The sequence below is a fragment of the Moritella sp. genome, from assembly GCF_033791185.1.
Taxonomy (GTDB): Bacteria; Pseudomonadota; Gammaproteobacteria; order Enterobacterales; family Moritellaceae; genus Moritella.
This window is the reverse complement of record NZ_JASJHF010000317.1, coordinates 1-14,879: the sequence shown is the minus strand read 5'-3', so window position 1 is coordinate 14,879 and position 14,879 is coordinate 1. Positions and strand designations below refer to the sequence as shown.

12 protein-coding genes are annotated in these 14,879 nt (G+C 40.6%); 6 read left to right on the top strand and 6 right to left on the bottom strand.

The annotated features are described in order from the left end of the window. The coding region (locus QNK26_RS18110; RefSeq protein WP_319225476.1) for an AMP-binding protein at positions 1 to 1,355 on the top strand (1,355 nt) is incomplete at its 5' end. Between the two features lie 59 nt (positions 1,356 to 1,414). On the opposite strand, the gene QNK26_RS18105 is transcribed toward QNK26_RS18110, so the two are convergent. After that, complete coding sequence (locus tag QNK26_RS18105) at positions 1,415 to 2,833, bottom strand: ATP-binding protein (protein ID WP_319225474.1); 1,419 nt, start codon at positions 2,831 to 2,833, stop codon at positions 1,415 to 1,417. Continuing rightward, entirely contained in the window at positions 2,820 to 3,518 is a 699-nt protein-coding gene (locus tag QNK26_RS18100; RefSeq protein WP_319225473.1) for a response regulator transcription factor, read from the bottom strand. Before QNK26_RS18100 ends, QNK26_RS18105 begins: the two co-directional genes overlap by 14 nt. 366 nt (positions 3,519 to 3,884) lie before the next feature. On the opposite strand from QNK26_RS18100, the gene dinG reads away from it, so the two are divergent. Genes dinG through QNK26_RS18080 form a run of 4 tightly spaced genes read left to right on the top strand, consistent with a single transcriptional unit; the run spans position 3,885 to position 7,544 of the window. Next, the gene (gene dinG / locus QNK26_RS18095; protein WP_319225472.1) at positions 3,885 to 5,948 is read left to right on the top strand and encodes an ATP-dependent DNA helicase DinG; all 2,064 of its coding nucleotides are present in this window, start codon (positions 3,885 to 3,887) and stop codon (positions 5,946 to 5,948) included. Next, a complete protein-coding gene (locus tag QNK26_RS18090) occupies positions 5,948 to 6,727 on the top strand; it encodes a sulfite exporter TauE/SafE family protein (protein WP_319225470.1) in 780 nt (259 codons plus the stop codon). The genes dinG and QNK26_RS18090 overlap by 1 nt, the downstream gene beginning before the upstream one ends. Next, positions 6,715 to 7,329: a primosomal replication protein PriC gene (priC, locus tag QNK26_RS18085; RefSeq protein ID WP_319225468.1), complete on the top strand. Its 615-nt coding sequence runs from the start codon at positions 6,715 to 6,717 to the stop codon at positions 7,327 to 7,329. The genes QNK26_RS18090 and priC overlap by 13 nt, the downstream gene beginning before the upstream one ends. Positions 7,330 to 7,379: 50 nt before the next feature. Beyond that, on the top strand, positions 7,380 to 7,544 hold the full coding sequence (locus tag QNK26_RS18080; RefSeq protein WP_319225466.1) for a DUF2496 domain-containing protein: 165 nt from the start codon (positions 7,380 to 7,382) through the stop codon (positions 7,542 to 7,544). A 15-nt stretch (positions 7,545 to 7,559) separates the two neighbouring features. Here QNK26_RS18080 and QNK26_RS18075 read toward each other — a convergent pair whose 3' ends face one another. Next, the gene (locus QNK26_RS18075; protein WP_319225465.1) at positions 7,560 to 9,710 is read right to left on the bottom strand and encodes a UvrD-helicase domain-containing protein; all 2,151 of its coding nucleotides are present in this window, start codon (positions 9,708 to 9,710) and stop codon (positions 7,560 to 7,562) included. A gap of 54 nt (positions 9,711 to 9,764) precedes the next feature. After that, entirely contained in the window at positions 9,765 to 11,156 is a 1,392-nt protein-coding gene (locus QNK26_RS18070; RefSeq protein WP_319225464.1) for an O-antigen ligase family protein, read from the bottom strand. A 182-nt stretch (positions 11,157 to 11,338) separates the two neighbouring features. Here QNK26_RS18070 and QNK26_RS18065 point away from each other — a divergent pair, with 182 nt between their 5' ends. Further along, entirely contained in the window at positions 11,339 to 12,961 is a 1,623-nt protein-coding gene (locus tag QNK26_RS18065; protein WP_319225462.1) for a sulfatase-like hydrolase/transferase, read from the top strand. Between the two features lie 95 nt (positions 12,962 to 13,056). Here QNK26_RS18065 and QNK26_RS18060 read toward each other — a convergent pair whose 3' ends face one another. Further along, positions 13,057 to 14,169 (bottom strand): acyltransferase family protein, encoded by a 1,113-nt coding sequence (locus QNK26_RS18060; protein WP_319225460.1) that lies wholly within the window; start codon positions 14,167 to 14,169, stop codon positions 13,057 to 13,059. Positions 14,170 to 14,214: 45 nt separating this feature from the next. Continuing rightward, the gene (locus QNK26_RS18055) at positions 14,215 to 14,607 is read right to left on the bottom strand and encodes a diacylglycerol kinase (RefSeq protein ID WP_319225459.1); all 393 of its coding nucleotides are present in this window, start codon (positions 14,605 to 14,607) and stop codon (positions 14,215 to 14,217) included. Positions 14,608 to 14,879 lie beyond the last annotated feature (272 nt).

Below are 14,879 nucleotides of genomic sequence, written 5' to 3'. Positions count from 1 at the left end.
TCGTTGCTTATGGTGCAACTCGGGCAGGATTAGTATTAGTGAATACCAACCCGCTGTACACGCCAAGAGAGATGCTACATCAATTTAATAACTCTGAAGCCACAGCATTAGTGATCTTATCTGACCTACTACCTGTCGCAGAAAAAGTACTGCCTGAAACAAATATCAAAACAGTGATTACGACCCATGCTGCTGATTTACTCGCGCCGCAAGAACAAGGGTCAGCAAAACTAGCAACAATATCATTACTTGATGCAATAGCCCTTGGCGAAACATCAACTTACCAGCCAGTGGCGTGCAGCCTCAATGACTTAGCGGTATTACAATACACAGGGGGCACAACCGGACTTTCAAAAGGTGCCATGCTAAGTCAAGGCAATGTATTAAGTAACGCCATTCAGACCAAAAGTCGTTTAGATAAGGTGATCTTCGAAGGTGAAGAGGTACTCATCTCACCGCTACCGCTTTATCACATTTATGCGTTTAACATTACCCTACTGTTATACTTCAGCACAGGCGCGCATTCGGTACTGATTCCTAACCCGCGCGATATGCCAAACTTTATCAAGGCCATTGAAGCCGTTAAATTTACCGCTTTTTCAGGCCTGAATACCTTATTTGTTGGTTTGTGTACGCAACCAGAATTTAAAGCATTAGACTTCAGTCAATTAAGGATCACCACATCCGGAGGCACTGCGTTGACAAGCTCTACGGCGGAGCTGTGGAAACAAGTAACGGGCTGCGATATTTGTGAAGGTTATGGCTTATCAGAAACCGCACCGGTAGTCACATTTAATCGTCCCGGCGAGACCTTAATTGGCTCGATTGGCTCGGCGGTTCCAGGTACAGAAATTAAATTACTTGATGAAAGTGATAACGAAGTTGCCGCCGGTGAAGCGGGAGAATTAGCGGTTCGAGGCCCACAGGTGATGCAAGGGTACTGGCGCAGCAATGACGCTACCGCAGAGGTAATGACAGCGGACGGATACTTTAAAACCGGTGATATCGCCGTACGCCTAGAGAACGGCTATTACAAAATTGTAGATCGTAAAAAAGACATGATTATTGTGTCTGGTTTTAATGTTTATCCCAACGAAGTCGAGGAAATTTTATCTAACCACAGCGGCATTCTTGAAGCGGCTGTGATTGGAGTACCTTTGGAAAAAACCGGGGAAGCCGTTAAAGCATTTATCGTCAAGTCCCCACAAAACCAAGATCTTGCAGAAGCGGATGTAATTTCACACTGTAAAGATTTCTTAACCGCCTATAAAGTGCCAAAGCAGATCGTGTTTATGGATGAGTTACCAAAATCCGCAGTCGGTAAGATTTTACGCCGCGAATTACGCACCGTATAAAGCCCAACATAACCGATGAGATAGAATGACGAAAAATGCTATTTTTCGTCATTTTCATTTTAGCTTTGCGATGCATTTTTAAGCTCAATAATAAACATTGCGCCACCAAGGTCACTGGTTTCAATCAGTATGTCACCGTGCATACTTTTAACAATCGTATTAACAATCGCCAAGCCTAAACCAAACCCACCCGTTTGCCGACTGCGGCTATTATCCAAACGAGTGAACGCATTAAGTACCTGCTCGCGTTGTTGTGGCGAGATGCCATCACCATCATCCTCGACGATAATACGATAATGCTCACCATAACTTTGGAGGCTGATATTGACGGCTGAATCCGCATACAAACAGGCATTTTTAACTAAGTTATCCACGATAAGCTGTAGGTAACGTGCATTTGCATCGACCCTCACACTATCGATATTGGCAGACAGTAACACGAGAGGATATTGAAGCTGGAACTCAGCTTTGCGTGCTTGCATCAATGCACTTAAGTCGACCTGCTGATGGATTAAAGAGGCGTTATTTTCTATGGTTTGCAGCATCAAAATATCATTAGCCAAGGCTTCCATTTCAACGGTGTAACGACTTAAATCATTATGTAATGCCGTGGTATATTCATTATGTGTTTCATCACTTAACAAGCCCATAACTAACTGAATACGTGTTAATGGCGTACGTAATTCATGGGCAATGGCATTGGCCATGACTTGTTGCTGATGCTGCGAATGCTGTAAAGATGTCGCCATCTCATTGAAACTAGCCGCCATCTGATTTAAAGGCTGGGGCATTTTATCATTAACTCGTGTATCTAACTGACCACTTGCTAACGCTAAACTGGCAGAACTAAGTCGATAGACGTGATTGGATATGTTTCTCACAGAGCAATATAGCACCAATGCAATACTCAAAAAGATAAAAGCTAATAAAAATAGTTCGGCATCATAGTCCTCCCAATCTTCAGGTCCATCTATCGGTAAATTAGCTTCGGTACTGTCCATAATCAATAATAATCCATCATTATGCGGCAGGATGACGGCAAGACGGTCATCTTCTTCATTGTGTTTGTATACGTATACTCCCCACTTGCCTATCCCTGCAGGTAATGGCGGATAGTTTTTATTGGGCGGTATATCAACAACATCTAATAATTCATGTTTTTGATGATACTGTAGGGCTTTTTTCATCGAAATATTTTCAATGCTGAAACCGGTAAATCGACTCAACAAGTCGACTTCCATATTCCAACGTTCTGTATCTTCAATAAAATCATCAAGTAATCTAGCTACAAAACTCGCGTCATGCACGAAGGCTGCATCGTCAAGGTTTTCATAATAGTAATCCATGAACAAGCTGACAATAACAATACTGCCAATAATAATGGCGGTAATACTTAAATATAGCTTGAAAAACAGCGTATTCGGCGTATGCCGATGGATGCATTTCTTCAGTTTGGAAAACACATTATTGCTTAACAAATAAATAGCCCTTACAGCGAATTGTTTTGATAATTTGATACGGGGCGACATCATCTTTAATCTTTTTACGTAAACTTGATAGACGCATATCTAGTGCTCTGTCCAAGCCATCAAATTCAACGCCTTTAAGAGCACGGTAACACTCGTCGCGACTGACAATCTTGCCCGCTTGTTTAGCGAGATACTCGAGCATTTCATATTCTGCTCCAGTTAGGATGATTTCTTCTTCATCACGCGTCACCTGACGCTTAACAATGTCTATGGTTAAACAACCAGTATGATTCAAACCATGGCTATTTTCCTGACTACGGCTTTCACGGCGTAACAAGGCTTCGATATGAGATAACAAGATATGTGGTCGCAATGGCTTGTGTAAATAGCCATCAGCGCCAGTATCTAACGCTGATATTTCAGAGATTTCTTCACTGCAAGCAGTCAACATAATAATCGGACCACTGTAGGTTTCACGACAACTTTTGCATACTTCAATACCATTCAAACCTGGCATCATAATGTCTAATACCACCAAATCAGGCTGTAACCGGGTGATATCAGCAAGTCCATCGGTGCCATTATTACTGAGCGATACTTGGTAGCCTTTACTGCGTAAAAACATCTCGAGAAGGCGACAAATCTCTAAATCATCCTCCACAATTAAGATGTGTTTTTTATCATCGTCTAACATATTTAAGAAAGCCTTATATCGTTATATATTTAAATACGAATAATTTAGATGCTTGAGCGCTCAACACCGTGTTGGTTACACAACTTCAGGATTATATACCTTTATTGCTTCCTCTGTCGCTGCAACAATAAAATGAGGAGTGCAAATAACAGCGCTATCATATAAAAGCTGTCGTCAGCTTTCAGTCTCTAATTTGTCAGTTTTGTAAACTTTGTCAGTGGTGAATAAGCGCTCAACCGGCATTTTTATAAACTACTGTAAATTTATCAGTGTTCACCGACGTAATATCTATACAGAATTTATAATTGCGCTAAAATAGAGTGATTATAAAAGTGCTAACGACCTTTCTTCAGATTAAGAGTAACCATGCTTTCAGATAAGAGTAAAAAAGCGATTCGTGATGTTTATCAAAACATCCGTGATTCACTACCTGACTTCGCAGTCCGTCGCTCACAAAATATCCTTGTGGCAGAAATGGCAAAAACTCTCGCCGGTAATTTTGATAAAAACCGTCGTTTGATTATTGCTGAAGCGGGAACTGGCACAGGTAAATCATTAGCTTATCTGATTGCAGGGATCCCACTGGCAACCGAAGCGAAACAAACATTAGTCATATCGACGGCTACGATTGCCTTGCAAGAGCAATTATTACACAAAGAGCTGCCTTTTTTTCGCCGCCAATCAGGTCTTAAATTTGAATTTGCTTTAGTCAAAGGTCGCCAGCGCTATTGCTGTGAACAAAAACTAGCCATGCTTGCCCAAGCCGATGACCAAATAGAGCTGCTTGCTGACTTAGCGACTATTCCTAAAAAACGTGATTTACAACTTATCAAGCGCTTGTTTACCGCTTATGCAGCAGGTAAATGGCAAGGTGATATTGATAGTTGGCCAACCCAGATCCCTGATGATATCTGGCAGATGATTGTTTCTGATCGTCACAGTTGCAGTAAATCATTTAGCGCCCACCGTAATTGCCCGTTCCATAAAGCCCGTGAAGCCTTAGATCAATGTGACGTACTCATTGTCAATCACGCACTATTATTGGCCGATTTAGAACTCGGTGGCGGTATCATTTTACCGAAACCTGAAGACTGCTATTACGTCATCGATGAAGCCCATCACCTGCCGCGCATTACCCGAGACTTCTCTTCGGCACATGCGTCAGTATTAGGCGCTAAAGCGTGGTTACAAACCATGGCGGTATCAATGAAACAACTCACGCAAACCATTGCCTCGAGTGAGATCTCAGATCCGGTCACAAAACTGCTTATATCAATCAACAGCATCAATAAAGAACTCACCAAGATCCACAGTTTAATGTCTGCCAATGACCGCCAATTTAGCGATGATTCTTGGCGTTTTGCTGATGGTGAACTGCCAGAAGCATTAGCAGAACTGGCCGCTAATATGAATCACGAAACCAAACGAGGCGTTTCACAAACAGCGAAAATTGTTGATGTCCTTGCTGAACAATTAAAACAAGATCAACTGCCGCAAGCGAAAGCCAACAAGCTCATTGCTGAGGTTGGTTTCTACTTACAGCGCATCGAAAATCTCCATCAAGTGTGGAACATGTTGATTAAAGAAACCAAAGGCACGCCGCTAGCCAAATGGGTAGAAAAAAGCGGCAGTCGCCAAGACGATCATATCTTTGCCGCCAGTTTAATTGATGTGGATAGTAAACTTGAGCACATGTTGTGGTCACAGTGTGGTGCCGCGATCCTGACATCAGCAACATTAACCTCACTCGGTAACTTTAACTATTTCCGTCGCCAAGTGGGTTTATTGAATGACGAATCAACCCAGCACCTGCAACTCAACTCGCCTTTTGAGTTCGAACAAGCTGAATTATACATCCCCAACTTAGCGCTTGCGCCCAATGAGCAAGGCTTTACCGAATTATTAGCAGAGAAGCTACCAAGCTTATTGCCTGACAAAAAAGCCTCGTTAGTATTGTTTAGTTCGTACCGTCAGATGAATCAAGTTGCCGAAATCATCCGTAGCGCCACCACATTAGAGTTATTGGTGCAAAAAGAAAGTTCACGTAGCGAACAACTACAAAAGCACGCTGAAAACGTCAAAGCCAATAAAACCAGTATCTTATTCGGTACCAGCAGTTTGTCTGAAGGTCTTGATTTACCCGGTGACTTATTAACTAATTTAATTATTACCAAAATCCCGTTCTCAGTACCCACCTCTCCGGTAGAAGAAGCGCAGTCAGAATGGATCACCAAATCGGGCGGCAATCCCTTTATGCAAGTATCCGTACCCGAAGCCAGTAAAAAATTGATCCAATCTTGTGGGCGATTGCTGAGAAAAGAAAAAGATTCTGGTAGAATCACGCTACTTGATCGTCGAGTTGTCAGTAAACGCTACGGACCAGCATTGCTTAATTCGCTTCCCCCTTACAAAAGAAATATAGAATTTTGATGTTAGAACTTGGTTTAGAACCTTCGGTTTTTATAATTTTATGCAGTGTCGCCTTAGTTGCAGGTTTCATTGATGCCATTGCTGGCGGTGGTGGTTTATTAACGGTTCCCGCATTACTCAGTGCAGGTCTACCACCACACTTGGCATTAGGTACCAATAAATTAGCCGCGAGCTTTGGTTCATGTGCAGCAGCGATCACCTTCTATAAGAAGCGTTTATTTAATCCCAAATTTTGGTGGCGTTCATTTCTGTTCACTGCCGTTGGCGCAATATGCGGCACCTTAGTGGTCAATGTCATCAGCACCGCTTGGTTAGACAAGTTGTTACCCGTTATTATTATTTTTACAGCTATCTATTCTATTTTTAGTAAAACCCAAGAGCATAGCGGTGAGACCTTACCAGATGACACGCCGGCATTGCGTAAGAAACAGGGTTTACAAGGTTATATCATTGGTTTTTATGATGGTGTAGCAGGACCCGGTACCGGTGCATTTTGGACGGTGTCAACAATGGCACTCTACAAACTGAACATTCTGTTTGCTTCTGGCGTCGCTAAAGCAATGAATTTCACCAGTAACTTTACCTCGCTACTGACCTTTATTTATCTTGGTCATATCAACTGGTATCTGGGCTTAAGCATGGGACTATCCATTATGGTTGGTGCTATCATTGGGGCCCATACTGCTATCCATTTTGGTGCTAAATTCATTCGCCCATTATTCATTACAGTGGTTATTATTATCGCGTGTAAACTGGCTTATCAAGCATGGCTACAATAACTCATCAACAACAGCAGTTAAACTTACTCGCTCAACGTGTTCAACAGTTGAGTGCGTTAAGTAAGCAAGTTAACTCCAGCCACACCACGACGATAAACTATAAATTACGTGATCGCGCTTCCTTCTACCCTGGCTTATTCATCTATAACAATCACGATATCCATCAGTACGTGGCTGAATTAGAAAAGAATATGGCGCGTTTACAAGAATATTTTGATAAACAAACCAGTAAAGCTCTGCAGCCAAAATCAAGACCAGAAAATACCTTATCCATAGAAGAAGTGTTATTAGAGAAAGTCGCGCATCAATTTAGGGCGATTAACAACGTATTAAAACAATGTAATTTTAGATCTGGCGAAGTGCAAGAACAGCAAACCAACTATGACGTTATTGCCAAGAAATTATTGCAGAAATCACACTATTTATATCAAAAGTTAGCGCAACAGTTAGAATATGAACGCCGTTTGCAAGCAATAATAGATCAGCAAACCGAGCCTCTGCAATTGCAGCAAACCAAGCAGAGGTTAGCGCGTTGTCAGGCCGCGACAGCAAAAGTCCGTCAACAATTACAACGCTATGAACAAAAGAAAGATGTTAGCTAGTTAACCAGTGGACGTCACCTAAAATCACTAAAATAATAAAGGATTTAATCATGTCGCTAGAAAGCGCGCCAAAGCATATAAAACTTGCTGTAGACCTTATTCAAATACTTGAAGAAAACCCACTGCCAACAGAAACAGTCATGGCAGCATTAGCGATCGTACAACAAGATTTCCAACGTAAACTTGAAATAGAAGCCACTAACAAGGCAAGTTAACGCTCGCCAGCCCTACTACTTTGCAACCGTAATGGCGTAATCACCCAAGACGAGCTCTTCAATAAATCCCGATGGTTTATCTTTATTGCACAATAAATAGACCTGCTGACGAGCCCGCGTTAATGCCACATAAAACAAACGTCGCTCTTCAGCATCAGGAAATCCAGCCCCATCTGGTTGTAATATCAGCGCAAAGGGGTGACGGGGCTTATGACAAGGAAAACCATGCTCTCCCGCCTCCATGGCTAATACAATCACATTATCGGCTTCTTGCCCCTTTGAGCTGTGCACCGTCATGGCTTTGATAGCCAACTGCGGATATTGTGAGGATAAGGCTGCCAGCGTCTTATTATCCGGTAATTGAAAATTAAACCGAGCCAGTAACAGCAGCGATTTTTGCTTACCTGCACTCTTAACACTTGCCGCTATTTTTGATAATTTTTTATCTAACAATAAGGTTAACGCTGCTGCACTTTTTTGGCTGTCATTGCTTTGATAGTAGCTAATCTCAATACAGGCTTTCTTAACTTGCGTATGCGTGGTTATCTGCTTATTCATTTGCTCTGCATTCGCCATCACAAATTTGCTCGCTACAGCACTGATCTGATTATTGAAACGGAACGTCGTATCGAGCGGTAATGTCGTCGTCATACCAAAATGCTCACTGAAACGCGTTGTCACTGCAATATCACTGCCAGCAAATTGATAAATCGCCTGCCAATCGTCACCAACACAGAACAGCTTACTGTTATCGTGCTGAGTTTGTAAGTGCCTGACTAAACTTGCTCGTGCTTGTGAAATATCCTGAAATTCATCCACCAGAATATGTAACCAAGGCGAATTAAACTGACCACTACTTACGTGATCAGTTGCCTTAGTGATCATCTCATCAAAATCAATTTCATTGCTTTCATCCAAGTGGGCGTGATAATGCTCGAGTAATATCGCCACAACTTGATAGGTTAACGCCGCAAAATGGCTATCAGGTAAGGCATTTAATCTTTTCTCAGCTTTTACACTCCGACTGTTTTTATACTGCATCGTCAATTCAATAAGTTGACTTAACAGTTTCTTATAACCACCTTTGCCTGCCAATAATCGTTTAACTTCAGCGTCATGTTTATCATCGTCTAATGCGCCAAGCCAAGCGACATAAGCGTAACAATACTCACTAAACAAGGCGTTAAAATCAGCATCAAGCAATAACGTCGTCATACTTTGTTTGAAAAATTGCTGCTTGGCGTTATCACTGCTCGCAAGCTTACTGACTTTTGACCTATCACTGTCAACTTGCTTAATAATATCTAAAGCCAGTGCATGGAAGGTTTTTACCGTGATTTTAGTGTTTGGTAACCGCTCGGCAAGTCTTGTTTTCATTTCCAGCGCAGCATCTTTGGCAAAGGCCAATATTAATATTGCCTCAGCGCTTGCTTGCTGTGATTCTAATAAATAAGCGCAACGTCCCAGCATGACACTGGTTTTCCCACAACCAGCCCCCGCTAACACCAAGTTGGCATCATTCGCAACAATACAAGCATCACGTTGCTTTTCGGTTAGAGGATGGCTTTCAAGACCGTCAAACAAGCTTTTATAGCTTTGTTTGTGCTTGTCCATCACAGCTTGGTTATATTTAGCTAAGTTTTCGATCTGACTTTGCTGCCAAAAGCGCAAACGGGCTAAAGGTAGCTTAAGTGTTGGGGGGACCCGATTAATCTGTGGCAGTATTTCAAACCAGTCGGCCATCGATGCTAACCGCGTATGTAAATCCAGCCATTTTGAATGCGGTATATAACCTTGCTCTATCACTTGCGTGAGTTGCTGATACTGCTCGAGGATATACGCGGCTTTTCCTTCTAATGCATAGAAGTACAAATCATCTATGAGTCCAGCGACCTCCGCCTTGGCAATACCATTTAAGCGCACACGTTGGTTCTCCCAATTAAGCACTAAGGTATCAAAAAATGAACCACGGTAATGCCTTAATTTAGGCTCAAATGTCGCCCAAGTGTAATGGTATGTCTGCTGTTGTTTGGTGGTAAAAACAGCACCTTCGGGGCGAAATGATAAGGTACGACAATTAGCACCAATCAGTTGCGCAAAAGTAGAAAAAGAATAATCAGGCAATGCAGATGAACTCGATAAAATACAGTAACGAAAACATAGCACAAACGCCGCTATTATTTAATACATGCGTTCACTTTATCGCTAAATTGAGCCCAGCTAAGCCGTTTTAGACAACTCTCCGACTGCCAACCTTTCCGACAATATCTTGGCTAACGCCACGGTCATCGATAATAAAATATACAAAGGCCAGGTAAACCCCTGAGTCAAAAATGTCCCCGCCACGCAAAACGCCAGCAATCCAGCAAAAATACCGTCGTTACAGGTCACGATAGCATTTCGCTCACTTGCCGGTAACACCCTGCTATCGACTTCTGTGCGCCATAACCGCCTAAACAACATGGTAATCAGGGTAATAAGTAGTGCTAAGCCGATAAAGCCCGTTTCAGCTAATACCTGAAACCAAGTACTGTGAACAGCATGATTTTTACCATCCCAATGTGGGCTAAACAAGTAATAATTAAGGTAGAAATTATTTATACCTACGCCGGTAAGAGGGTTTGCTACAGCCATACCCCATGCCGCCATCCATGCATAAATACGGCCCATCGCAGATTCATCAACCCCACCTTCAGCGGCACCGCCTGACGAACGGTCAGAAACCCCCGCCATCACTAATAAAATCGGCAATAACATAGCCGCTCCCGCTACTATGTATAGCTTGTTTTTGATGCGCTTAAAGGCAAAGTAACCCGTAACAGTCATAATGCCCATCAATCCACCACGACTCTGGGTAGCAATAATGGCCCAAAATAAAATAACATACGCAATCGCTAAGAATAATCGGTGTAACTTGCCAATGTTTGGTTGCAGTAGATTAGATAAGGTAAATGACATTGGGAACATCAGTACTAGCGATAAATCATTCGGATCGCCAATTAAGGAACCTAGGTTTCGGGAAATAGTGACCCGAGTCCCCTCTACAAGGCCAATTCCTTCTAGCTTATTGCTAATGGCTTTTAAGCCAATCATTACGCCTGCAACCACGTATAAATAAGTGGCAATACGAAAGTGATGGATACTGCGTACCAGCCAACAGATCGCGATCGTCATCACCCAAACTTTACTGAGTACGCCGCTAAAAGTAGTAAACGCGGCACCTTTATTATAAGCAAACATGATACCAAACGTCGCCCAGCCTAAAAATAGGCAAACTAAGGTCAGTTCTGTCGACCAGTATATTTTAATATTATTGCTTAAGAATATATGCCAGCCCAGTACGAAAAAAGACGCGAGCGAAAATGCCAAAGGAATACGTAAGGGCATCAGCATCGGAAAAGCTTCATGAATACGAAAATAGGAAAAAATAATAAAGGTAATGACAATATAAAACGGGATCCTTAACAACCCAATTAACACCAGTGGCGTAAGCACAAATACCACAGGTACTAACCACATTTTGGTTTTATACCACAATAGACCAAGCACAAGGGTTAGTATCAAACTTAATAGTATTTGCAAACGCGGGTTAAAGGTATTGAGATCTATCATTAAACATCCCTGCTTATTGACCTAATGCTGAAGCAACATAATAAGTAAAGCAGGAATACAGAAAAATGAGGTTAGCGCAGTAGAAAAATATGCTTTATTTGTAGTAAGTTAGATGTAACGGGCCAACTTCAACTTTTATCACCTAATATTAGATTAACTATCGTTAACTTGGTTATATTTTAATGTCAAAAAAACTACCACTTAACTCATCTAAAAATATACGCTATTTATTGGCGTCTATTGTTTTAATTTATATCTATTATATTTTCATTCTGGTCGATGTGGAGTCTTTAGGCAGTACTTTAAACCTTGCTAACATAAAATATATTGTTGGCGTTGCACTTAAAGCCAGTATTAGTACGCTGTTTGTTTTGCTTTTATCTTCAATGTTCAAATCAAAATACCTGAACTTATTATTGTTCATTATGATCAGTGCTATTTCATCCATCATGCTATTTATTAGTATCCAATATGGGCGCTTTGAACTGGGTATTTTTATCAGTCTGATGGAAACTAATACCAAAGAAAGTATGGAAATGCTTAATTCCTTTGATATTCCCTTAGTGGTGCTATTACAACTTATTATCACGCCGTTGCTTTTATTTAAAATAAACCAATGTCTCGTTGGTTTTAAAACCAATGTAATTCTCATGTCCACTCTGGTGTTATTAGTTGGTTTATCGTCATCACAAGCTAAGAATAATTCCATATTTTCAGTATCGCCAACGGGGGAAGTAGTCCTAGCTCCGATGAGTAGGGCCTATTACATCTTATTTAATATGCCTTTATTGAAATCAATTCCCTTATCACAATCATATGCACAATTGAAAAAAATTGAGAACACCCCGATCACATCAGAATGGGAAAATATCACGGTTTCAACCTCATCCAATAAGAAAAATTATGTGGTTATAATTGGAGAGTCGGTACAAAAATCATCTTTATTCTCATATGGATACTATAGGAAGACAACCCAATCGCTGCAAGACACAAATGGTGTAACTTTAATTTCAGATCCAATTGCACCAGCCCCGCAAACCGGCATGGCCTTGAGTCGAATTTTAGCCATCAATAATAGACTAAACGTTAACAACAATTTGAACATTATCGACTTAGCCAACCAGTCTGGGTTCAATACCTACTGGTTTTCTAATCAAGGTCAGATTGGCATATATGATAGCCCCATCACTAACATTGCCAATAGAACTGACTTAACCATATTTCATAATCAAAATTATCAACAGGCAAATTCTGATTTCGTCTTAATCGAGGATTTAAAAGCGCATTTAGACAGTGATGCAAATAACGTTTACTTTCTACATATGATTGGCTCTCATGCCGATTTTTGTGAAAGAACAAAAGACTTAGCAAAACTAGAGGACGCTTATAGAGCACAGTTGAGTAATGACCAAAACTGTTATGATGATAGTATCTTAAACACCAGTCTATTTATGAATAAAGTCGTGTCGTTGCTAAAATCAACGTCTTTAGATTATGAAGTGATATATTTTTCAGATCATGGACTCGTAGATATAGAAAGAAAACCGTATAAATCTCATGGTGTGGGTCGTTTATTTCAGAGAGAAGCACTTGAGGTTCCGCTTATATTTATTTCCAGTAGCAAAACCAACAGTAACGTACAAAATACCACTTATTTCATGCGTGATTTCCCACATACTTTTGCAGAATGGTTAGGCGTAACCGCAACACAAATTGATTATACTAAATCAGTGTTCCACCCTGACATCAAGCAAGATAAATACGTCGTGAATGACTCTTCAGAAATAATCTACTTCACGGAATAGCGATATTGCAACGTGAGTGGTAGCCGTAGTTTAAGCAATACAAGCATGAAACAAGGTTATATCACTCGCACAACGGGTGTGTTTAAATACCGTGTTCATCGCATACTGAGGGGTTTAGCTTTTAATAAACCATGTAATTTATTATTGAGCTTCAACAGAAACACCGAATAAAGCGATGCGATGGTCAAACACAATAAGCACAATAAAATAGTGATTAATTCATTGTTAATTTCATGCGCCATGCCTTCCCAAGGGGTTCTTAAAAATCCATTGACCAAAAATAATGGCATTGAGATTGAGCCAAAAAACATGCAGGTTTTGAAAACTAAACTGCCCACTTTAATGTGCTTCAATATCGCGCTAAACAAAAACACCAAGATGATAGCAAAAAAGAAATGACTGACTAAAAATGCATATTCATTAAAATTACCGATAGCAAATGCTGTAATTGAAATGGCAAGTAACCAATTTGGCAAGTGTAGCGGCTTATCTTGCGCTAAATAAATCCCTAAACACAATACTGGCATGTGGCCTATCACGGTAATAAAAACGCTAACATTGCTGTACAGATAACCGTTAGTCAGTATGGATATAGCGATACAAACCAAGCTTAGAGCGATTAAAAATACATTGCCAAAGCGTTTGAACATGGCCAATATTAATGGAAATACTAAGTAAAATTGAAAGATAAACGATGAAAACCACCATGGTCCAACTATCGATAAACCTTGGTTTGGATAAAAGTTATATAACAGAGATAATTTAAAGATAAGCGGCTTTGACAACGGGAGCAACCAATCCATCAACACCATGCCACTATAAACAACATTGTAGGTAAACATAAACACAAAGTAAGACACGATAGCGAGTAAAAACATCGGGTAAATTTTGACAACTCGCTCAAAAATGAATTTTATATATAACAACTTACTGTCACTTTTAGCGTACTTTTTCATTAAGCCATAGGCACTTAAAAAGATAAATATTTGTACACCAAAATGACCAAAGTAACTAAATAGTGCGCGAATAATCCCGGCTGGTTCGGTTAATAAAATATCAAATAAATTGAAAGCCTTGCCCGCCGTAAACTCCATTTCATTTTCGCTAGGTGTCGGGAAACGATGCATAAAGTTATGAATAACGATCATTAAGATACCCAAACCTTTAAAAACGTTCGTTTCAACCTTAGTAATACCTTTCCAAATCATGTAGTTATTCCTTTATAATTATAACGAGTCGAGTTATAGACCTCACTATAAAATCACAATCATAAACCATACAAACGTAGCAAGGCAGAGGCTGACAAATACGGCTGCCGAACCAATATCTTTAGCGCGGCCACTTAACTCATGGTATTCGCTTCCAATGCGATCAATCGCGTTTTCAACTGCCGAGTTCAGTAACTCAACAATCAACACTAATACTAGGCTGCCAATCAACAAGATCTTTTCGACATTAGTCACATCGAGCATTAACACGACAGGCGTAAGTAGCAGCAATAGCAATAATTCCTGCCTTACTCCTGACTCATATTTAATCGCAGCACGTAACCCTTGCATAGAATAGCCTGTCGCTTTAAATATTCGTTTAAAACCGCTATCACCCGGTTTTCCGCCTTGCTGATTCAAAGAGGGAGATTGCTTCATTTACATCCTCAACAAAATAAATTAGGTACTTAAGAGTGGATACAAGCCGCTATTAACTCTAGCAGCACTAGTATTGAACCATATAATTTAGTCAGATTTATCATTACGCTATATTAAAATGATAGAGCATTTCTGTTGTTACAACATAATAAATGCTAAGTCTTGCCTATCAGCAATAAGAATGGCATTTTGGCTATCAGCTAAAGATATGTAACAACAGTGGCAACATTGGGGAGGGTTATGCGCAATAGGCCAAACAATGTTGGCCTTTA

Bases quoted from the DNA above. Each gene is read 5' to 3' on its own strand.
- QNK26_RS18065 (WP_319225462.1), top strand. From the start codon at position 11,339: ATGTCAAAAAAACTACCACTTAACTCATCTAAAAATATACGCTATTTA.
- QNK26_RS18080 (WP_319225466.1), top strand. From the start codon at position 7,380: ATGTCGCTAGAAAGCGCGCCAAAGCATATAAAACTTGCTGTAGACCTT.
- QNK26_RS18100 (WP_319225473.1), bottom strand. From the start codon at position 3,518: ATGTTAGACGATGATAAAAAACACATCTTAATTGTGGAGGATGATTTA.
- priC (WP_319225468.1), top strand. From the start codon at position 6,715: ATGGCTACAATAACTCATCAACAACAGCAGTTAAACTTACTCGCTCAA.
- QNK26_RS18060 (WP_319225460.1), bottom strand. From the start codon at position 14,169: ATGATTTGGAAAGGTATTACTAAGGTTGAAACGAACGTTTTTAAAGGT.
- dinG (WP_319225472.1), top strand. From the start codon at position 3,885: ATGCTTTCAGATAAGAGTAAAAAAGCGATTCGTGATGTTTATCAAAAC.
- QNK26_RS18090 (WP_319225470.1), top strand. From the start codon at position 5,948: ATGTTAGAACTTGGTTTAGAACCTTCGGTTTTTATAATTTTATGCAGT.
- QNK26_RS18055 (WP_319225459.1), bottom strand. From the start codon at position 14,607: ATGAAGCAATCTCCCTCTTTGAATCAGCAAGGCGGAAAACCGGGTGAT.
- QNK26_RS18070 (WP_319225464.1), bottom strand. From the start codon at position 11,156: ATGATAGATCTCAATACCTTTAACCCGCGTTTGCAAATACTATTAAGT.